Genomic DNA, 21,038 nt, shown 5'->3' on the forward strand with positions numbered 1-21,038 from the left:
TTAACAAGAGAACAATTGCGTTAAGCGCGCATTAAACTCATTACACACTTGATTAAGATTGCCCCCATCTCTTAGCGCGGCTTCTGCCTGTTGTGCTGTTGCACTCACGTCGTGTAACCCTAAGCAGGCACTGGTTCCCTTAATTTTATGTAATAGCATGACAACTTGTTTATGCTCTGAGGTTGCAGCAAGCAAGTTTAACTCGTCAGGTATGGCGCGTAAACTTTCTAGGTAGTCCTGTCGTAACTCGTCGAATCCGTCCATCTCTTGTTGTGCACTCATACTAGTAATATCTTCATTAGGCAGTGTTATATCATGTTTTGATAAACAAAATTGTATGGTATTTAACAGTTGTGTTTTATCGATAGGCTTGCAAAGCGTTGCGTTAAAAGGCGATACGGTGTCGGTTACAGGGTGCTGTTCAAACACATCTGCACTCAGTGAAATAATCACCGATTCAAACCCATGACGTCTCATTGCTTGACCCGCGCTCAAGCCATCCATTATTGGCATTTGCTGATCCATAATAATGATATCTGGGCGATGTTTGAGGGCAATATCCAATGCTTGTTGACCATTCTCCGCAAACAATAACTCCATATTAAGTGACTTAACGTAAGCAGCCACTAAGATGCGAATGTCTTCAACATCATCAACAATGAGCAATTTTCTACCATGACTTGCACTGGTAGGCAATTCAGTTGCTATTACAGTCGAGTCTTTTATTGGTTTTTGCAAAGCGCTGTGGGTATTAAAACTCAGCATGAAAGTCGACCCTTGACCAATCTCGCTGGTTACCGTAAGTGATATGTCCATTGCATCAGCAAGTTGTTTGCTAATATACAAGCCAAGTCCTGTACCGCCATAATCTCGACTCGTGCTGGAATTGGCTTGGGTAAATGCCTCAAACAGGGTGGACTGTTGCTGTTTGCTAATGCCAATACCTTGGTCTATTACTTTGATGCTACAGCTTTGCGCAGTTGTTTTTTCAGCTTTAAGGGTAATCGATCCTGTGGCGGTAAACTTTACCGCGTTACTGAGTAAATTAAGTAATATTTGTTGTAATCGGAAAGGGTCGGCCATGATATGAACGTCAGTAATGTCACTAACATCATAGTCAATAGACAAGCCTTTTTTGTGCGCCATTTGCGCCGTACTATCGATAAAGTCAGTCATAAAATGGGCAAGATTAATCGATTCTAATGCGATGCGCATTTTGCCTTGCTCAATTTTAGCTGTATCGAGAATATCATCAATTACATTTTGTAAGTGCAGAGTATTTTGATTTATACGATTAAGCGTGCGGTAGGTATCGCCCGTTGCTTCACTAAGCAGTTCTTCAGTAAAACCCTTAATAATAGTAATCGGTGTGCGGATCTCATGACTCATATTTGCTAGAAACCGGGTTTTAATTTCTGCGAGCAGTTTTGCTTTATCACGTTCTTGTTCCAGTTGCTGAGTTCTGTCTTTGACTCTTGCTTCTAATTCATTATTGAGTGTGCTCACTTCTGCCATTGATTTGTGCATAGCTTTGCGAGAATCGATTACTCGCTTTTGCAAACCATTAATGCTTTCAGACAATACTTCAAACTCAAGTGCTGTGGTGGTAAATGTCAGAGGCTGTGTATTAGGTTTATCAGATCGCCAGCGATGAGTGTGGCGGGTAATTTGTTCTAATGTATTGGTGTACTGATGAATTAATCGACCAGACAACACTGTGATGTATTGCAGCAATAACAACGCTGATATCATCGCAATCGATAAATAAATAAAATAGCGAATCACAAATGAGCGGGTGTCTAAATAGTACAGCGCAGTCCAATTCAATTCGTCTAGGTGTTTTCGTATAACGATATAACGACCGTCAGATGTGAAGGCAATTGGTTCAACTTTATTGAATATATGCTGTCCAAATACAGAGCTTGTGAAAGGTGTCATTAATGGCCGTTCTGTCCAGACACGACCTAACTGTCCTAAGGTATCGCTACCCCAAATTTTCTTCGAGTCTCTGTCGAGTAAAATACGGTTAGAATCCATATCATCTGAAGACTTAAAGGTATTGGTTAACGTTTTAAGATTGACAGAAATCTCGACTACCCCATCAAATGTGCCATTTTGGAAAAGCGGTGCGCTGACCGCAAATAATCGATCTTCACCCAGTCCTCTTCCCTGAAAGGTCTCACTGACATAGCTTTTGCCCAGTTCCTTAGGTTTATTGAAATAACTCCGGTCGGCAACCGATGTCTTTTGCATTTTACTGTTAGGTAAGTCGGCTTTATAAAATAGTGAAATAAGGCCATTTTTATCGGTGACCAGTGCAGATATCAGTTCTGCTTGTTGTTCAGTTAACTTACGTAATGTGTTTTGGTCAATATTGTCATGTCCTAAACTGGCGATAAGTTCTGTATTGCCGATATACCGTTCGATATGACGTTGAATTTCATTAATAAATTTACTTTGTTCATTATCGTAATACTGCAGAACGGATGATATGTGGAGACTGATAGCACCTTGTAAAATAAATGCGATTAAAATCGTGCAGGGTACGGCGCTATACAAACCAATTCGATGACTTAACTGTAGCTTTAAACTTTGATTTTTTTGATTTTTTGGGGTGATTGTTATGACATTTAGCATTAACGCCGTTTTGGTACATAAAATAAAAATACAACCGTTTAACAGTGTCGCACTGACTAATAACGCTGGCGATTCAGTAAAAATGGGATACGCAAATTGATGGTAGATAAAGCCTATGGCGACAGTATAAACACCCATTACTCGCCAAAGAGGTTGTTTCAAATTTAATGTTAATAACATCAAGCAAAACAGCTGCAAGATGCTGTTAAATAATTCAATATTACTTGCTATTGGAACGCTGACGATAGCAAGAGCCAACAGAGACCAGATAAAACCTAAGCGAATGAGGATAATTGAAAAGGCAATGTTACCGATGAGAAAAGGTACGACAATAGGCAGTTCGATCGCCATAGCATTGGCGATAAATCCCAACAGCGTTGTGGTGCAAAAAAACCATAATCGTCTTAATGAAAACGACTTTGAGTAAAATAGTCTGGTAACAATATCCATCATATCGGCACGATTACCTGTAAAAAGTGCGGGTAAATATTATTGTTAATTCGGTTGTTGAGCTGTTCATATATTTTATTCTGCCTGGGTATCTGTTTGTTCAACTCGCTCTGCTTTGATGAGCAATTTTTCGTTATTTTTTGTCTGATAGCGGTATAAGTTCTGCAGTGTTTTCTCGCAAAACACATGGCCTTTAGGCAATAACAACATGTGTTTACGATTGTATAAATTTTGAGTTAAGCGCATACCTTCGGTGATTTGTTCAATAAGCAGACCATCATCTAATTGCGCATCTGAATGGTTAATCGTTTCTTGGTCCTGGTAAGCAGTAATGATTTGCCCTAGCACATTGACGACTTTGGGGTCATACACGTTACCTTGCTGTAGTTTTATGTGTTTATATATTTCTTCTTTGGTGAGGTCTTTAGTATGGTCTTTTGCATTTTGTTGTTCAAATAACGCTAACCAAAAGTCTCTTGCGACGGCTAATATACGAGCCCCAATATGAATGTTTTGTGCCACTTTTTGTAACGGTTCACCCGTACCGTTATAGTGCTCATATTGACTGCCAATGATCTCACTAATCGTCGATAGGTGAACCGCTGGTGCCAGCATTTCTTCTGCCAATTGCGGGTGTTGAAAAAAGCGTTTTTGGGCTGCACTACTGAGTTGGTCGTAGGGGCCAGTAAGACAATGTGCAGGCAAGCCTAGTTTACCCAGTTCACAGTATAGACCTGCTTTACTGATTAACTCGACATGAGCTTTATTCATCTTTAATGCAGTGGCTATGTGACCACATGTTTCACTCACTTGCAGTGCAAACTTGCCATTTAATGCTGGGTTAATACTGATCAAATTATAAAGAACTTCAAGTGTGGCTTTTTGCTCATTACCACGTGTACTGGCCAACAATTTGTATTGATATAATGTCTTTTTCAATTGAGTGGTTCGTTGCTGAACCATCTCTTCTAAGTTATTGTTTAATTGTTTTAGTTGCTTGTTCTGCAGAGTAATTTTTTTTGTCAGCAACTTGTTCGCTTCTACGAGACGATAGATTTCTAAGCCTTCATGAACTTGAGCAAGTAGCTCTGCGTTATCCCAAGGTTTTTGAATATAACGATGAATTTTACCCACATTAATCGCACTAACGGTTGATTGAATATCAGAATACCCAGTCATTAAAATACGATAAGCATCCGGTTGAAGCACTGCCGCTTGTGCAAGGAATTCAGCACCTGTCATATTAGGCATACGCATATCTGAAATAATGATATTAACTTTTTCTGTTTGCATAAGTTCAAGCGCTTGTTGGCCACTTGATGACAGTAATAGCTTCACTTTTGAAGACATGAATAAGCGTTGCAGCGACTTCAAGATGCTGGTCTCGTCGTCGACACACAAAATAATAGGCATTGATGTTTCTAATGGGCTCATAATGTCCTTAATTTCTCACTTGTCTTATTTGTCTCTTAGATTAAGTTATGCTATAACGGTTAATTAATCAAGATATATGATGGATAACATTCTATGAAGACATTACGACCCAGTGACATTGCGCAATATTGCGATGTACACCAGCGCACCGTAAGTCGATGGATTGCTCAAGGGCGATTAAAAGGACATAAACTCCCAGGTCGAGGTAATTATCGTGTATTACTAGACGATTTTATTATGTTTTTGCAAACCCAAAAAATGCCTATGCCTGAGGAGTTATTAAGTCACTCTAACCAAATTGATTCAGTGAAAGAACAGCCCAAGCGCATTTTAATTATTGACGATGAAATTGAAATTAGAAATGCGATCCGCCGCGTATTGATACCCAGCGGCTATGAATTTTCATTTGCATCTGATGGATTTCAGGCTGGGGTTAAAGTGCTTAGCGATAAACCTGACCTTGTTACACTCGATTTATCTATGCCTGGATTAGACGGTTTTGAAGTTCTGCAGTTTATCCGCCAACAACCAGAGCTAAACCATTTAAAAATTTTAGTGGTGTCAGGGTTATCTGAAATTGAATTGCAAAAAGCATTAGATCTAGGCGCAGATGCCGTATTACCAAAACCATTCGATAATGAGCAATTGCGTTCAGCGGTAGATAAATTTTTTAATTAACTGGTAGAAATATGACGAATAAGCTGTTGATTGTTGATGATGAAGAGGCCATTTTACGGGCATTAAAACGATTGTTTGCTCGTGCAGGCTATCGGGTATTTACTGCAACCAGTGGTTATGACGCGCTCAACATCATGGCTCAAGAACATTGTCAGGTGATTATTTCTGATTTTAGAATGCCAGTAATGAACGGCTCGCAATTATTGGCGGCCATAAAAGCGCAATATCCTACAAGTCTGTGCATGATCCTCAGTGGTTTTACTGATTTTAGTTCAGTATTAGCGTTACTTAATTCTGGTACTGTGTTTCGTTTTTTACAAAAACCCTGGGATGAAACGCTTCTTTATTCCGAGGTTGAAGCCGCTTTTATTGCTTACAACAAACACTTTGACGAAAATGAAGTCAATCAATTAATGGCCAATAGCGCAGAAGCCCTGATTGAACTTTATCCTAACGGCCAGATCGGCAGAGTTAATGGTGTTGCCAAGCAAATATTTAATCTAGATTCCAGCAGTATTTTAATCGCCGATGTGTTTCCATTTTGCTCCTATGAATGTCTGTTAACGCTATTTAGTAGCAATATTGATAACGTGGTGCTAAAGGCAACCACTGGCAAAAATGTCGAATTCGTGTTGAAGAAAACGACAGATAAATCGCGCTTTTTTGAACTGCAATTTATGAATAAAAATGATGGTGCATTGCCATATAGAAAACAATTAGCCTCATTTTTAGATCAAAACGAAATCGTTAATTTAGCTGATTCACTGCTCGAGACCGTCAAGCCATTTGCGATGGTGGCCATCCACCTTAAAAATTACAGTTATTGGACTGAGATAATTGGCCCGGTGGCGACTGAAAAGTTATTTGATGATATTGCGTTAACCTTATTTACTCAGTCTAAAATATCTTCCTCAGCGTTAGCTTTTTTGACTAATGAGCATTTTGTGTTGCTCATGGATAATTTTACCAACGAGCATGATTTACACAAACAACTCACTGATTTTATCGCCCCCTTTAGTCATACTAGTTATTCAGACAAATCAGTCAGAGTTGAACTGGTCGTCACCTATTGTATCGCCAGAGAAGATGGTGATAATGCAGCCCAATTACTCAGCAATGCATTAATCTCTAATCGCTTACACAGAACGGGTCATTCGCATTTCTTTATGCGCTATGATGCGGCAATTATTGAGCAAAAACGCAAGCAACTGTTTATCAGCAAAGCCTTATTCCACGCGGTCGACAATCAACAACTCTATTTGCATTTTCAGCCTAAGTTTGATTTAAATCAGCGCAAAATTACCAGCTGTGAAGTGTTACTTCGCTGGGAACATCCACAATTAGGCAATATTTCCCCTGTGGTGTTTATTCCGATAGCAGAGCGAGAAGGGCAAATTATAGAGCTAGGTTATTGGGTCATTCATGCTGCGTGCATGGCAATATCAAATTGGACCCAAAAAGGTATCAAACTCGATAAAGTCGCAATAAATATATCGGGGAAACAGCTATCCCATGCCGATTTTATTCCCAGAGTGGAAGCATTATTAGCAGGATTTGATATTGATATGTCGACTCTGGAATTTGAACTTACCGAGTCATGGTTAGTTGATAATATTGAAGAAAGTGCAGAAAAATTAACTCGATTAAAAAATGCCGGTATCAGTATTGCCATTGATGATTTTGGTACTGGTTACTCATCCTTATCTTATCTTTCAAAACTGCCTATTGATGTGTTAAAAATTGATCGGTCGCTAATTATTGATATCTCAGACAATTTAAATACTCAAAGCATGGTCGGTAATATCACTCGAATGGCCCACGACTTAGGCATGAAAGTTGTTGTGGAGGGGGTAGAGCACATTGAGCAAATGTTGATCCTTGAAAAACTTAACTGTGATGTCATTCAAGGCTACTTTATTGCTCGTCCTCAAGATGAAGACAGTTTTACTCGGTTGATTGCCAATGCCGGCGCATCAATTGCTGCGGTAATGGGGGGAATATGAAAAAATTATCTGTGCTGTTCATCGATGATGATATGTTTATGCTTAAAGCACTGCAACGCACCGCTCGACGAGCTCAGCCAAACTGGGACTTTTATATTTGTGAAGATGCCCTAAGTTGGCAAGATGCATTACCTCATGGCGTGTTGCCCGATGCAATATTTTGCGATTACCTTATGCCTGAAAAAAATGGCGATGAGCTTCTTGAAGAAATAGCTGCGATTATTCCCTCATCAGTAAGAGTATTACTCACTGGCGATACCGCCGAAGATGTGGTCTCAAAAGTTAGTGAAGTGTCGCATTTTGTACTAAAAAAACCCTTTGCAGCAGCTGATTTAGAAGATGTGTTCTTTTGTTTGGAACGCCTCGATTCGCTTAATTTTAGTTTAGAAATGCGTAACAAATTAGGTCGAATTGGCTATTTTTTTCCGTTACCCGAAATAGCTGCACAGTTAAGAACATTATTTGCCATTGATGAAGTTGATATTGGACAAACTGCAGACCTTATTAAGCAAGAAGCGTTTATTGCGGCAAAAATTATTCAAATCGCCAATTCGGCTTTTTTAGGCTACCACAGTAAAACCGTTTCGTTAGAAGAGGCCATCAAAAGATTAGGTCTCAAAATGACAGAAACCATTGTGATATCTATGCTTGTCAATAATTGTATTGCGCCAAAATTACCCATAGAAATTCACAAAAAGGTTAATGAGTGGGCTTTTAATTATTCAAAACTTAGCCGCCAGTTAAGCCAGTCATTGGGCTTTAAAGCCGTTCAACTTGATAATGTGTTTATTGCTTCGTTACTCAGTGGCATTGGTCGTTTAGTGTTTATTGCTGAAGCAAATGAATTTATTAATATCGATGCCGATGATAATAAAATTATACTCGATGAAGCAACCTCGTTAACTGTGTATATACTGACGCTATGGGGCTATCCGCTGGAATTATGTCAAATCATTTTAATGCAAGACAAGCCTGACTTTGCCGCAAAAGGCTTAACAGATCAAAAGTTGGGGCTCATTATGTATGTAGTGAAATTATTTTTGTCTGGTCAACTCGATGAATTTGCAAAAACCAACCTAAAAACCTTGATAGAAGATGTCGATATTATTGACTGGATAGATAATTGTTAATAGTAAAATGTAATCAAGGATGATTACATTAATCTCACTCTTTGCTGGCTAATTTGTATCATAATTATTTTGCTGTTATTTATTAATACTTAACGATCCCACGTCTAGATAACATAGCCTAATTGTCTTTAGCTAAAGCCACTGATACCTCGCTTTACATAACCAGCTTTCGGATGCTCAGAAGCACCTCACACCGATAAAAGTGATGGCCTAAGCGCGTAAAATTCGACTCATTATTCTCATAATGTTTGACGTTATTGGCCCAAGAGGCATGCCTGTGTAGCGATTAAGCTGCTCGACATAGTGGATAATATTATCTGTTTACTATGTTGCGCAGGATATGTCCGTCGGCTTATGGTTGCAGCTGTTTGTTTACCCATTATGGATTTCGATTAAGGTGTGATTCTTGTATTTGTTGCCGCAATAATCATTTTGTTTCTGAGCCATTTATTCGCTGGCTCTTTGTCGACATTAATATGCCAGTATAAATGCACCCCAATATCGGGTAATTCAACTGGCATGGGGTAAATGGCGATATCAAGCATTTGACCGTACATGGCTGCGGCCGTTTTCGGTAATGTCAGTAACATGTCGTTATTTAAGATCACTCTACACGCCGATAACGCATGCTGACACCGTAGGGATATTTTACGATGTAAACCGATACGTGATAGTTCAAAATCTTCCAAACTAGGCCCGGTTGAGCGAGATGACACTAATACATGCTCTAGGCGCAAATAAGTCTCTAAATCGAGTGCGTCGGTAATAGCCGGGTGATTTTTACGCGCAATAACAACCAGTTGATCTAACTCTAATTGCGTATGCATAATATTATTGCTGACAGGGATTAAGGTATCAATGGCCAAATCAATGTCGCCACTGGCCAGTTTGTTTTCAAGTTCTGTGCGTCTTACTCGCTTATTACTGCTTAAATTGATTGCTGGCGACTCTAACGACAAGCTTTGTTGCAAGATAGGCAAATAGTAAGGTTCTAAAGAACCGTGTAAGGATAATGAAAAGCTTTTGCGTGAGGTTAATGGCTCAAACTGTCTAGATTGCACTAAACATACTTGTAATTGGTGCAAGGCTTCGCGCACATCATCTATTACATTCTTTGCCACCGGAGTCGGGCGCATTTCATTACCTTGCCTGATAAATAAAGCATCATCAAAATGAGTGCGTAATTTACCCAGCGAGTGACTCACAGCCGGCTGGGATAGATTCAATACCGATGCCGCTTTAGTGATATTACCTTCGCAATAGATTGCATCAAACACCACAAACAAATTCAAATCAATTTTCATATTTACTCCAGTGATCCCTTACTGTGCATTAACACCACCTAAGATGGGCATACTATTTAAATTATAAATAGTAGGGTATTAGAACTATTCATTTGTTCAATTTAGATGTTGGCATTAGCATAGTCAAGTAGATTCGATATAGCGTAAAACGCATGCAAAATGACCGTTATGACAATCAAATAAACGATGTGATACAGCAGATTAAACGGCTGCAATTACATTTAAGTTAGCAACGATTCATTGTTTACCTATTGAGTCATCATTCTTTTACTCAGTCAGAGACACGACATGGCAGCAATTTATTTGATTCGACACGGGCAAGCCTCATTTGGCAGCACTGATTACGATCAATTATCAAACAAAGGTAGCCAGCAGGCGAGATTGTTGGGCGAGTATTGGCGTTCAAGAGGGGCCCCGAGTCAGTTTTATTGCGGCGACTTGCTGCGTCACGGCCAAACGTTAACTCACTTTGTCAATGGATACCAAGGTGAGACCACGCCTATGGTTATCCACTCGGGTTTTAATGAGTTTGATCATGTCGAGATTTTGCAGCAATACAATCCCCAGTGGAATAACTTTGCCAAAATGAATGACGCGCTAAACCAACTAGATGAGCCCAATAAGGCACTGCAGCAAGAATTTTATCAAGCACTTAAACGCTGGATTTCAGGCGATAACCATCATGAGTATAAAGAGAGTTGGCCGCAGTTTCAGGCGCGCTGTATTCGTGCATTGCAAGATATTATTCAACAGCAATTGAGTCATAAACGCCAGTTACGTGCGGTGAACCATGAACCCAAACCGTCTAAAGACATTTTAGTGTTCACCTCAGGCGGTACCATTTCAGTGATCATCCAGCACATATTAAAATTAAACGATCAGCAAACATTAGCAATTAATCAACAAACCAGAAATACCAGCGTGACCAAATTACTGTTTTCGGAAAATATGCTGAGCGTCGATTATTTTAATAACTATAGCCATCTAGAGCAGGCTGGTGATGAGTGGATCACCTATAAGTAAACTTAAGTGCCGTTACACGTTTAAAAATAAGCTTCAAATGGAGTAACGTAAACATTGACTGACGCTATCAACAGCCGGTGTTTACTCGCTGAGTTCAGCGAGCAAAACCAATATAACAATTTAACCCAAATACAATTCATTCGAAGCTATTAACTCGAAAACGATTAACCCAAAATAATAAGGAAATAACATGAACAAGGGCGATTTATTTGATTTAACAGGGAAAGTTGCTTTAGTCACCGGAGCCAGTCGTGGTATTGGCGAAAGTGTTGCTAAAGTATTAGCCCAGTATGGTGCTCATGTGATTGTATCAAGCCGAAAACTTGAAGCCTGCCAAACCGTGGTAGATGAAATTGTTGCCGCAGGCGGCAGTGCACAAGCCATTGCTTGTCATATTGGCGAATTAGATCAAATTGACTCAATCTTTGCTGCAATCAAACAGCAACATGGCAAGCTGGATATTTTAGTCAATAATGCGGCGGCAAATCCTTATTTTGGTCACATTATCGATACCGATTTAATTGCCTTTCAAAAGACGGTTGATGTGAATATTCGGGGGTATTTCTTTATGTCGACTAAGGGCGCGCAATTAATGAAAGACAGTGGCGGTGGCGCTATTGTCAATGTCGCGTCAGTTAATGGCGTGATCCCGGGCGATTACCAAGGTATCTACTCTATTACCAAAGCGGCAGTGATCTCAATGACGCAAGCTTTTGCTAAAGAGTGCGCCCAATTTAATATTCGCGTAAACGCATTATTACCCGGTGGTACCGACACTAAATTCGCTTCTGCTTTAGTTGATAACCCAGCCATTCTTAAACAAATGATGCATCACGTACCGATGAAGCGCGTGGCACAACCTGATGAAATGGCCGGCACTGTATTATATTTAGTCTCAAATGCATCAAGCTACACCACAGGTACAGCGATTAATGTTGATGGCGGTTATTTGATTGGTTAACGGCTTAACACACAAGCTGACTCCAATGCCAAACGCTTAAGCCAGCTAAATATGACAAACAACATAAAAATAAAGCATCAATTAACGCTAGGAAGCAAATATGAATAGCGACAAAAACACCAGTGTAAATAGATTATTTGAACCCTTTGTCACAGCATCATTGTCACTTAAAAATAAGACGGTGATGGCGCCAATGACTCGAGCATTTTCGCCTAATTATATCCCTAATGATGAAGTAGCAGCCTATTACCGTAGACGCGCCGAAGGCGATGTAGGCCTGATTATCACTGAAGGGACATTTATCTCCCATGAAGGGGCGAATGGATACGAGAATGTGCCAGCTATTTATGGTGACCAAGCCTTAGCAGGTTGGAAGCATGTTGTTGATGAAGTGCATGCTGTTGGCGGCAAAATTGCGCCCCAACTTTGGCATGTGGGTTCGGTAAGAAAGTCAGGTATAGGTCCATACAAAGAGGCACCAGCCTATAGCCCTTCAGGTTTGTATAAGCCTGGTGCTGCTAACGGCGTTGCCATGACCCAAGACGATATCGACGCCGTGGTTGCGTCATTTGCTCAAGCCGCGCTCGATGCTAAAAACATCGGTTTTGATGCCATAGAGGTGCATGGCGCTCATGGCTACTTAGTCGATCAGTTTTTCTGGGAAGGGACCAATCAACGCACCGATAAATACGGTGGTTCATTAGAAAATCGCACCCGTTTTGGTGTTGAAATCGTGAATGCCATCCGCGCCGCTGTGGGGAATGACTTTACCATTATCTTCCGTTTTTCGCAGTGGAAACAACAAGATTACAACGCCAAGTTGTGCCAAACACCTGAAGAACTTGATACATTTTTAGGTTTATTAAGTGATGCTGGCGTTGATATTTTCCATGCCAGTACTCGTCGTTTTTGGGTTGCAGAATTTGCGGGTTCTGATCTTGGGCTTGCTGGTTGGACTAAAAAATTAACTAACAAGCCGGTGATCACTGTGGGTAATGTCGGCCTAGATGCTGATTTTATCGGCGAGGGCAATGCTGATTTGTCGGGTACTTCAAATCCAACCGGTATTGATGAGTTATTAGTGCGCTTAAACAATGATGAATTTGATTTAGTTGCCATTGGGCGGGCGCTATTAGTTGATCCTCAGTGGGTAAAAAAAATCCAGCACAACGCCATTGATGAAATTAAACCGTTTAATAAGAAGTCATTAATGTCGTTGAGTTAATCGCTTAAGTCAGTGGGTCTAGGCTCATTACCACAGCGATTAGCGGCGTTATTATCGGGTAAAAGGATACAGTAATGAATTTTGAATACAGCGAAAAAGTTCAAGGATTAATCAAGCGAGTCAACGACTTTATGGATTTACATGTATTTCCTGTCGAAGAAGAAATGCATAAGCAAGTTGAGCTCGAACCATGGTCAACGCCGCCGTTAATGGAACAACTTAAAGCCAAAGCCAAAGCTGAAGGTTTATGGAATTTGTTTCTACCGGTTGCCTACGGTAAATACAGTGCTGGATTAACTAATTTAGAATATGCCCCGTTGGCTGAAATTATGGGCAAGGTTATGTGGGCGCCAGAAGTGTTTAACTGCGCGGCACCCGACACCGGCAACATGGAAGTACTGGCCAAATACGGTAATGAAGCACAAAAGAAACAATGGTTAGAGCCTTTACTGGACGGAAAAATACGCTCTGCTTTTGCAATGACAGAACCTGAAGTCGCCTCAAGCGATGCCACCAATATTGAACTGAGCATAGTGCGTGATGGCAATGAATACGTGATTAATGGCCGCAAATTTTACATTAGCGGCGCATGTCGCAAACAGTGTGAAATCATGATTGTGATGGGTAAAACCGATGCTGAAAATAGCAACCGTTATATTCAGCAATCTCAAGTGCTTGTACCGATGAATACCCCTGGTGTCACCATGGTAAGACCGATGAAAGTGTTCGGCTATGATGATTCACCTGAAGGCCATGCTGAGGTAACGTTTACTAATGTGCGTGTTCCGCTGGATAACATTATTGCTGGCGAAGGCAAAGGTTTTGAAATTGCTCAAGGACGTCTTGGCCCTGGGCGTATTCATCACTGCATGCGTTCAATCGGTATTGCTCAGCGCGCGCTCGATTTAATGTGTAAACGCGTTGGCGAGCGTATTGTATTTGGTCAACCTATGATCAAACAGCAGTCGGTTCGCGAAGATATAGCCAAATCAGCCTGCCAAATTGAACAAGCACGTTTGATGACCTTAAAAGCAGCCCAGAAAATGGACACAGAAGGCAATAAAGCGGCTAAAGAATTGATCGCTATGATTAAAATTGTTGCCCCAAGTATGTCTCTTGATGTGATCGACCGCGCGATTCAATGCCATGGCGCTGTGGGTGTCAGTCAAGATACTTTCTTAGCGCATGCCTGGGCTGGCCAGAGAACGTTGCGTTTAGCGGATGGTCCAGATCAAGTGCATATGATGCAGTTGGGGCGTGATTTAGTAAAAAAGATAGTTGGGTAAATAAATGCTTAGGGTGAAACGCAACAAGCGTTTCACCCCGTAATCGTACTTTTCTCAACCAAGCTAAATCCATCAAACAACGAGAGTATTGCTAAATGTCACAAGTATTCCCCATTAATAATGAACAACTTAGCGCTTATTTAGAGCAGCATGTCGCCGACTTTACAGGGCCGATCACCTTAGAAAAATTTTCAGGTGGTCAATCCAATCCCACTTACAAAGTGACCTCGCCAACTGGTGTGTATGTGTTGCGTCGTCAACCGCCGGGCAAATTATTGAAATCAGCCCATGCAGTCGATCGTGAATATCGGGTATTAGATGCACTAAAAGACAGTGATGTACCAGTGGCAAAAGTATTTCACCTGTGTGAAGACTGCAGCGTTATTGGTTCAATGTTTTATCTGATGGAGTTTTGCGATGGCACTGTGTATTGGAGTGCATCATTAGCCGAAATAAACAGTAATGATCGACGCTCAGCTATGTATGACGCGATGAATAAAGTCTTGGTCGCGCTGCACAGTGTCGATGTTGATGCCGTCGGTTTAGCTGATTATGGTAAAGCGGGCAATTACTTTGCACGTCAACTCGGTCGCTGGACATCACAATATCGCGCCACAGAATTACACAACATTGCTGCCATGGATGCCTTAATTAACTGGCTTGAAGATAATCTACCCAGTGATGATGGTCGTGTTTGCTTAGTACATGGTGACTTTCGCTTAGACAACATGATGTTTGCCAAAGATTCACCAGAGGTTATTGCTTTACTGGATTGGGAATTATCGACCTTAGGCCATCCCTTTGCTGATTTAGCATACCAATGTATGCAACTGCGGATGCCAGCAGGCATGGGCAGCATTGATGGTTTAAAAGATATCGACCGCGCCAGCTTAGGGATTCCGTCTGAAGAAGAATATGTCGCTCGATATTGCCAACGCATGGGTATTGAGCAGATTGAGCACTGGGACTTTTATTTGGCATTCAGTTTCTTCCGCTTAGCAGCGATTGCACAAGGTGTCGCCAAACGAGCAACAGAAGGTAATGCCTCCAATGAACACGCTAATAAAGTGGGATCATTTGTTGAGCCTCTGGCCAAAATGGCCTTAGACGTCATTGCTTGCGAAACTAAAAAATAACATCAGATCAGCCGTATGATAAAACAACATCAAAAAGACCATCAATTACAGGAGTAACTCGCATGGATCCATTATTAGACTTTACCGGTAAGGTTGCTGTTATCACTGGCGCGGCTCAAGGCTTTGGTCAGTTACTGGCACAAGAATTAGCCAAACGCGGTGCTAAGTTAGTAATTAGTGACATTAATGAAGCTGGTGTTCGTAAGGTGGCGGATGATATTGCCTCTCGTGGCGCTGAGGTTATCGCGATGAAATGTGATGTGTCAAAAGATGCCTCGTGTAAAGCTATGGTTGATACTGCGATTGAGCATTTTGGTCGAGTGGATATTGGGGTAAACAATGCCGGTGTCGCCCATGAATTTATGCCGCTTCATCTTATAGATGAAGCGATTATGGACAGTCAATTTGCGATCAATGTTAAAGGCGTGCAGTTTGGTATGCGTTATCAAATACAGCAAATGCTCAAACAAGGTGAGGGCGCGATCCTCAACGTGAGTTCTATGGCTGGGTTAGTCGGCGCCGCCAGAGGCAGTGCTTATTCTATGGCGAAACATGCAGTAATTGGCTTAACCAAAACCGGCGCGGTTGAGTACGGCCGTAATAATATTCGCATCAATGCGATATGCCCATTTTTTACCCTGACACCTATGGTGACCAATTTTGCTGATGCAGAAAAGCAACAGAAAATGGCCGTTGGCGCGCCAATGAATCGTTTAGGTGAGCCTAAAGAAATTGTCGCGGTGATGCTGATGATGTTATCTCCTGCCAATACCTATATGACAGGCCAATGTATTGCGGTCGACGGTGGCGTATCAGCCTATTAAGTTGCGCTTTGCAGTCAGTGTTATTGACACGCCAGCTCGTGCCGTTAGCGTAAACACTTGCTGAGTCGTTCGCTACGTCATTTCCACGTTATAGAAGAAAACACAATAAGAAGAGAATATTATGCCTGCGACGTTAATGAATCAACGTGACCTAGAATTTATGCTGTATGAACTGTTTGATAGTGAAGCATTAACCAGCAGAGATCGCTATCAAGATCACGATCGCCAAACGTTTAATGAGGTGGTCAATACTGCCAAAATAATTGCAGAAAAATATTTTCTTCCTATTCGTCAAAAGCTCGATACCCATCAGCCAACTTTTGACGGCAAAAAAGTACACATTATCCCAGAACTTAAAACCGCTATCGACGCAGTAAACGAGTCGGGTATTGGCGCTGCAACAGCAGATTATGAGTTAGGTGGCATGCAACTGCCACCAATCATTGCTAGTGCAGCAGGGGCGTATCTCAGTGTTGCCGGTGGTGTTGGCATGGGGTACAACATGTTGACCACGGCAAATGCCAATTTACTGCAAGCCCATGGCAATACTGAGTTGATTGAAACCTGGGTTAAACCTATGCGTGAAGGGCGATTTATGGGCACTATGGCCATGACAGAGCCCGGTAGCGGATCTGCTTTAGGTGATTTAATTACCAAAGCGGTAAAAGCCGATGATGGTACATATCGGATTACGGGCAATAAAATCTATATTTCCGGTGGCGATCACGATTTAAGCGACAACATCGTTCATTTAGTATTGGCTCGAATTCAAGGTGCACCTAAAGGTGTTAAAGGCATTTCGTTATTTGTGGTACCTAAGTTTTTACTTAATGATGATGGCAGCATTGGCGCAGACAATGACGTCGCTCTGGCTGGTTTGTTTCATAAAATGGGTGGTCGCGCGCAAACGTCAACGGCATTGAGTTTCGGTGAAAAACAGGGCTCCATTGGCTATTTAGTCGGTGAAGAACATTGTGGCTTGAAGTATATGTTTCACATGATGAACGAAGCCCGCATTATGGTCGGCACCAGTGGCGCAGTTTTGGCGGTAGCGGGATATCAATATTCAGTCGATTATGCCAAAAATCGCCCCCAAGGTCGATTACCCTCGTGTAAAGATCCACAATCACCTATGGTGAATATCATTGAGCATGCTGATGTAAAACGCATGTTGTTAGCCCAAAAAGCCTATGCGGAAGGGGCAATGGCGTTAGTGCTATATGGTACTCAATTAAGTGATGATGAACGTACTGCCGTCACAGTCGAGCTACGCCAACATGCCCATATACTGTTGGATTTCTTAACCCCCATTATTAAAACGTGGCCGTCAGAATATGGCCCCAAAGCCAATTCACTGGCGATTCAAGTGATGGGCGGTCACGGTTATATTAACGAGCATCCGGTAGAAATGTTCTATCGTGATAATCGCTTAAACCCGATCCATGAAGGTACTACTGGGATTCAATCATTAGATTTGCTCACCCGCAAAGTACCGATGAATAACTTACAAGGCTATAAAGCGACCTTAGCTGAAATGGTCATCACCATTGATGAGGCAAAACACTATCCGAGTTTACATGAGTTTTCTAGTCAATTAACCCAAGCAGTTGCGACCTTAAGTACCACAACCGAGGCCGTGTTAGCGGCAATGTCGACTAAGAATATTGATCTCGCTTTGGCCAATTCGGTTAAATATTTAGAGTTGTTTGGTCATGTGATTATTGCCTGGTTGTGGCTCAAGCAAAGTATTGTCGCCACTAAAGCGATAGCTGAACAACCGCATCAAGCTGATATGGATTTTTATCAAGGTAAATTGCTGGCGTGTCAGTATTTTTATCGCTTTGAATTACCTGAAATTAACGTCTGGTCAAACCTACTCGTTACCACTGACAGCACCAGTTTTGATATGCAGCCTGATTGGTTCTAATGTGAATTAACCCGACTTAAGGCGCTGTTAGGCTGATTGGTTTTGCCTAGCTTTAGGTGAGCGTTATAAAATCCAATCTAATGAAAACATTACCGCCCAGTGCAGTAATGTTTTTTGTTGTTAAAGCTCTCAAGATATTTGTTTCTGTTAGCTGCCTTCCAAACGCCAAGCTATTCATATTGTGAATAACTTAGTATCAAAACTATTCATTTGTTTAATTTACCTAGCGCAACTAGCATGAGATATCGCTTAAATTTCATTCATGGATAGTACCGCGAAAGTATCAGAGGAAAGGGAATAATGCCGACAAAAATTAATCGCAATGATATTGCCAACTATATTGGCTACCAAGCAGCCGCTACAAACTGGTTTCAAATCACCCAAGATCAAATTAATCAATTTGCCGATTGCACTCTCGACCATCAATTTATTCACGTCGATGAAGAAAAAGCGAAAGCCACTCCTTTTGGTTCCACCATTGCCCACGGTTTTTTATCGTTATCTATGTTGTCTCATTTTGCTGAAGAATTTAGCCTGCTTATTGATGGCTTCTATATGGGGCTCAATGCCGGTTTCGATAAAGTCAGATTTTTGCAACCCGTTAGCGTCAATAGCCGCATTAGGGCACATGCGAAAATCCTTTCTATTGAAGAAAAAAAGCCGGGGCAATTTCGCTTATCGACCGAAGTGACCATTGAGATTGAAGGCGTTGATACACCGGCATTAGTTGCTGAGTGGATATCAGTACAAATGGTTAACTAATATTGGTTAAGTGATGATCGTTAATTCATCATGCTGGCACAGAAAAGATAATAACAAATAAAAATAAACAGTTAAGGTAATAACATGACTATCAGTTTTGCAGGAAAAGTGGCTATTGTTACTGGGGCAGGTAACGGATTAGGCCGTTCACACGCGTTGGAATTAGCCAGACGTGGCGCCAAAGTCGTTGTTAATGATTTAGGCGGCGCACGTGATGGCAGCGGTGCATCTTCTGCAGCGTCACAAGAGGTGGTGCAGTTGATTGAAGCAATGGGCGGTGAAGCGATTAGCCATGGCGCTAACGTTGCCCATTTTGATCAAGTACAAGACATGGTGCAACAAACCATGGATAAATGGGGGCGTGTCGATATTTTAATCAATAACGCCGGTATTTTACGTGATAAGTCGTTTTCAAAGATGACCTTAGATGACTTTAAACTGGTCATGGACGTGCATGTGATGGGCTCGGTTAACTGCACTAAAGCTGTATGGGACATCATGAAGCAGCAAAATTATGGTCGAATTGTGATGACGACGTCATCGAGTGGTATGTACGGTAACTTTGGTCAAGCCAATTATGGCGCGGCTAAAATGGCGCTGATTGGCCTAATGAATACCTTAGTGCTGGAAGGTGCGAAAAATAATATCCATATTAATGCGCTAGCACCTACGGCTGGCACACGTATGACCGAAGATTTAATGCCTGAAGAAATCGTTAAAGCCTTTGCACCAGAAGCGGTCACCGCAGGCATGCTGACTTTGTGTGACGATGACGCGCCCAATCGATTTATTTTATGTGCTGGCGCAGGCGGTTATTCAAGCGCGAGTATCTTTGAAACCGATGGCTGCTTTATTCCTAGCGCGAAACAAAGCCCAGAAACTGTGCGTGAACATTGGGATCAACTCACCGATCAACACAATCAAAAAGCCTTAGTGTCGGGTTCGCAACAAGGTGAGAAGTTTGTGATGAAAGCCATGGCGTTTATGAAATCTCAGGCTCTAGGGTGAATTGATTAGCAGCACACATTATTAAAAAAAGGATTTGTCATGAGAGAAGCCGTCATTGTTTCAGCCGCCAGAACACCAATTGGTAAAGCCTATCGCGGCGCCTTTAACGATTTATCTGCCCCCACGTTAGCCGCTATTGCGGTTAATGCCGCGGTAGAAAGAGCCGGAATCGATCCAAATGAAATTGAAGACTGTATTTTTGGCGCCGCCTTAACCCAAGGTAACCAAGGCATGAATTTTGGTCGTCAAGTGGCCATGGCGGCGCAATTACCTGTGTCGGTGCCGGGCATGACGGTTGATCGCCAATGTTCATCAGGACTCATGTCTATTGCTATAGCCGCCAATCATATTGTTTGTGATGGTGCCCAAGTTGTGGTTGCCGGAGGTTGTGACTCTATCAGCTTGGTTCAAAACGATAAGCTGAACATGCATCGCGCGGTAGATCCTAGCGTAAAAGCCTATCGACCAGCGATTTATATGCCGATGCTCGATACGGCTGAAGTGGTGGCTAAGCGATATAATATTTCACGCGAGGCACAAGATGCCTATGCATTATCCTCTCAGCAACGCACCGCAATCGCACAGTCACAAGGCCGATTTGATGCTGAAATAGTCCCGGTCAGTTGCACTATGCTGATAATGGATAAAGTCAGCGGTGAAATCAGTAAACAACAAGTGACCTTAACTCAAGATGAAGGCAATCGCCCATCGACAAATTTAGAAGCTCTAGCTGGCTTAAAAGCGGTTAAAGAAAATGGATCGATTACCGGTGGCAATGCATCACAACTATCAGACGGTGCAGCAGCGGTTGTGGTAATGGAACGTGAACTCGCCGAGCAACGAGGTTTAACACCATTAGGCGCGTATCGAGGCATGGTGGTGAGTGGATGTGAGCCAGATGAAATGGGCATAGGACCTATCTATGCAATTCCGAAACTGCTTGAGCGAAATGGCCTTAGCATTGACGACATAGGTTTATGGGAAATCAATGAAGCGTTTGCGGTTCAGGTCATTTATTGTGCTGAATATCTCGGCATTCCCGCCGATCGTTTAAATGTCGACGGCGGCGCAATCTCAATCGGTCACCCTTATGGTATGAGCGGCACACGTATGGTGATGCACGCCTTAATTGAAGGTAAACGCCGCGGCATTAAATATGTGGTTGTCAGTATGTGTATTGGCGGTGGTCAAGGCGCGGCTGGATTATTTGAAGTGTTATAAAATGACGCTTAAAAGATCAACAGCCATTG

16 protein-coding genes are annotated in these 21,038 nt (G+C 41.9%); 13 read left to right on the forward strand and 3 right to left on the reverse strand.

The annotated features are described in order from the left end of the window. Both H5114_RS10655 and H5114_RS10660 read right to left on the reverse strand, forming a co-directional pair. Positions 1 to 2,988 (reverse strand): ATP-binding protein, encoded by a 2,988-nt coding sequence (locus H5114_RS10655; protein ID WP_182722892.1) that lies wholly within the window; start codon positions 2,986 to 2,988, stop codon positions 1 to 3. 174 nt (positions 2,989 to 3,162) lie between these two features. Then, complete coding sequence (locus H5114_RS10660; RefSeq protein ID WP_182722893.1) at positions 3,163 to 4,521, reverse strand: HD domain-containing phosphohydrolase; 1,359 nt, start codon at positions 4,519 to 4,521, stop codon at positions 3,163 to 3,165. 93 nt (positions 4,522 to 4,614) lie between these two features. Between H5114_RS10660 and H5114_RS10665 the strand changes: the two genes are divergently transcribed. From H5114_RS10665 to H5114_RS10675, 3 genes are read left to right on the forward strand one after another with little or no spacing between them, the layout of a single operon-like run. After that, positions 4,615 to 5,199, forward strand: coding sequence for a response regulator (locus H5114_RS10665; RefSeq protein ID WP_182722894.1), 585 nt, complete (start codon positions 4,615 to 4,617; stop codon positions 5,197 to 5,199). Positions 5,200 to 5,210: 11 nt separating this feature from the next. Next, positions 5,211 to 7,202, forward strand: coding sequence for an EAL domain-containing protein (locus tag H5114_RS10670; RefSeq protein WP_182722895.1), 1,992 nt, complete (start codon positions 5,211 to 5,213; stop codon positions 7,200 to 7,202). Beyond that, positions 7,199 to 8,332: an HDOD domain-containing protein gene (locus H5114_RS10675; RefSeq protein WP_182722896.1), complete on the forward strand. Its 1,134-nt coding sequence runs from the start codon at positions 7,199 to 7,201 to the stop codon at positions 8,330 to 8,332. The genes H5114_RS10670 and H5114_RS10675 overlap by 4 nt, the downstream gene beginning before the upstream one ends. Before the next feature lie 392 nt (positions 8,333 to 8,724). Here H5114_RS10675 and H5114_RS10680 read toward each other — a convergent pair whose 3' ends face one another. Continuing rightward, positions 8,725 to 9,636, reverse strand: a complete 912-nt coding sequence (locus tag H5114_RS10680) for a LysR family transcriptional regulator (protein WP_124014819.1) — start codon at positions 9,634 to 9,636, stop codon at positions 8,725 to 8,727. A 288-nt stretch (positions 9,637 to 9,924) separates the two neighbouring features. Between H5114_RS10680 and H5114_RS10685 the strand changes: the two genes are divergently transcribed. The 10 genes from H5114_RS10685 to H5114_RS10730 all read left to right on the forward strand — a co-directional run bounded on the left by H5114_RS10685 (position 9,925) and on the right by H5114_RS10730 (position 21,009). Next, positions 9,925 to 10,659 carry a histidine phosphatase family protein gene (locus H5114_RS10685; protein WP_124014820.1) on the forward strand — a complete coding sequence of 245 codons (735 nt, stop codon included), beginning with the start codon at positions 9,925 to 9,927 and terminating at the stop codon, positions 10,657 to 10,659. Between the two features lie 190 nt (positions 10,660 to 10,849). After that, entirely contained in the window at positions 10,850 to 11,620 is a 771-nt protein-coding gene (locus H5114_RS10690; RefSeq protein WP_124014821.1) for an SDR family oxidoreductase, read from the forward strand. A gap of 100 nt (positions 11,621 to 11,720) precedes the next feature. Then, positions 11,721 to 12,845, forward strand: a complete 1,125-nt coding sequence (locus tag H5114_RS10695) for an NADH:flavin oxidoreductase (RefSeq protein WP_182722897.1) — start codon at positions 11,721 to 11,723, stop codon at positions 12,843 to 12,845. Positions 12,846 to 12,919: 74 nt separating this feature from the next. Beyond that, positions 12,920 to 14,131 (forward strand): acyl-CoA dehydrogenase family protein, encoded by a 1,212-nt coding sequence (locus H5114_RS10700; protein WP_124014823.1) that lies wholly within the window; start codon positions 12,920 to 12,922, stop codon positions 14,129 to 14,131. A gap of 95 nt (positions 14,132 to 14,226) precedes the next feature. Beyond that, the gene (locus H5114_RS10705; protein ID WP_182722898.1) at positions 14,227 to 15,267 is read left to right on the forward strand and encodes a phosphotransferase family protein; all 1,041 of its coding nucleotides are present in this window, start codon (positions 14,227 to 14,229) and stop codon (positions 15,265 to 15,267) included. A 62-nt stretch (positions 15,268 to 15,329) separates the two neighbouring features. Beyond that, the gene (locus H5114_RS10710; protein WP_182722899.1) at positions 15,330 to 16,091 is read left to right on the forward strand and encodes an SDR family NAD(P)-dependent oxidoreductase; all 762 of its coding nucleotides are present in this window, start codon (positions 15,330 to 15,332) and stop codon (positions 16,089 to 16,091) included. A gap of 121 nt (positions 16,092 to 16,212) precedes the next feature. Then, a complete protein-coding gene (locus H5114_RS10715; protein WP_182722900.1) occupies positions 16,213 to 18,018 on the forward strand; it encodes an acyl-CoA dehydrogenase in 1,806 nt (601 codons plus the stop codon). Between the two features lie 300 nt (positions 18,019 to 18,318). Further along, positions 18,319 to 18,780, forward strand: a complete 462-nt coding sequence (locus tag H5114_RS10720; RefSeq protein WP_182722901.1) for a MaoC family dehydratase — start codon at positions 18,319 to 18,321, stop codon at positions 18,778 to 18,780. A gap of 84 nt (positions 18,781 to 18,864) precedes the next feature. Next, complete coding sequence (locus tag H5114_RS10725) at positions 18,865 to 19,788, forward strand: SDR family NAD(P)-dependent oxidoreductase (protein ID WP_124014828.1); 924 nt, start codon at positions 18,865 to 18,867, stop codon at positions 19,786 to 19,788. Positions 19,789 to 19,827: 39 nt separating this feature from the next. Next, positions 19,828 to 21,009, forward strand: a complete 1,182-nt coding sequence (locus tag H5114_RS10730; RefSeq protein ID WP_182722902.1) for an acetyl-CoA C-acyltransferase — start codon at positions 19,828 to 19,830, stop codon at positions 21,007 to 21,009. Positions 21,010 to 21,038 lie beyond the last annotated feature (29 nt).

It is taken from the genome of Shewanella sp. SR43-8 (genome assembly GCF_014163775.1).
Lineage (GTDB): Bacteria > Pseudomonadota > Gammaproteobacteria > Enterobacterales > Shewanellaceae > Shewanella > Shewanella vesiculosa.

Coding starts and splice junctions, on each gene's coding strand:
- H5114_RS10655 (WP_182722892.1), bottom strand. CDS start 2,988: ATGGCGATCGAACTGCCTATTGTCGTACCTTTTCTCATCGGTAACATT.
- H5114_RS10660 (WP_182722893.1), bottom strand. CDS start 4,521: ATGAGCCCATTAGAAACATCAATGCCTATTATTTTGTGTGTCGACGAC.
- H5114_RS10665 (WP_182722894.1), top strand. CDS start 4,615: ATGAAGACATTACGACCCAGTGACATTGCGCAATATTGCGATGTACAC.
- H5114_RS10670 (WP_182722895.1), top strand. CDS start 5,211: ATGACGAATAAGCTGTTGATTGTTGATGATGAAGAGGCCATTTTACGG.
- H5114_RS10675 (WP_182722896.1), top strand. CDS start 7,199: ATGAAAAAATTATCTGTGCTGTTCATCGATGATGATATGTTTATGCTT.
- H5114_RS10680 (WP_124014819.1), bottom strand. CDS start 9,636: ATGAAAATTGATTTGAATTTGTTTGTGGTGTTTGATGCAATCTATTGC.
- H5114_RS10685 (WP_124014820.1), top strand. CDS start 9,925: ATGGCAGCAATTTATTTGATTCGACACGGGCAAGCCTCATTTGGCAGC.
- H5114_RS10690 (WP_124014821.1), top strand. CDS start 10,850: ATGAACAAGGGCGATTTATTTGATTTAACAGGGAAAGTTGCTTTAGTC.
- H5114_RS10695 (WP_182722897.1), top strand. CDS start 11,721: ATGAATAGCGACAAAAACACCAGTGTAAATAGATTATTTGAACCCTTT.
- H5114_RS10700 (WP_124014823.1), top strand. CDS start 12,920: ATGAATTTTGAATACAGCGAAAAAGTTCAAGGATTAATCAAGCGAGTC.
- H5114_RS10705 (WP_182722898.1), top strand. CDS start 14,227: ATGTCACAAGTATTCCCCATTAATAATGAACAACTTAGCGCTTATTTA.
- H5114_RS10710 (WP_182722899.1), top strand. CDS start 15,330: ATGGATCCATTATTAGACTTTACCGGTAAGGTTGCTGTTATCACTGGC.
- H5114_RS10715 (WP_182722900.1), top strand. CDS start 16,213: ATGCCTGCGACGTTAATGAATCAACGTGACCTAGAATTTATGCTGTAT.
- H5114_RS10720 (WP_182722901.1), top strand. CDS start 18,319: ATGCCGACAAAAATTAATCGCAATGATATTGCCAACTATATTGGCTAC.
- H5114_RS10725 (WP_124014828.1), top strand. CDS start 18,865: ATGACTATCAGTTTTGCAGGAAAAGTGGCTATTGTTACTGGGGCAGGT.
- H5114_RS10730 (WP_182722902.1), top strand. CDS start 19,828: ATGAGAGAAGCCGTCATTGTTTCAGCCGCCAGAACACCAATTGGTAAA.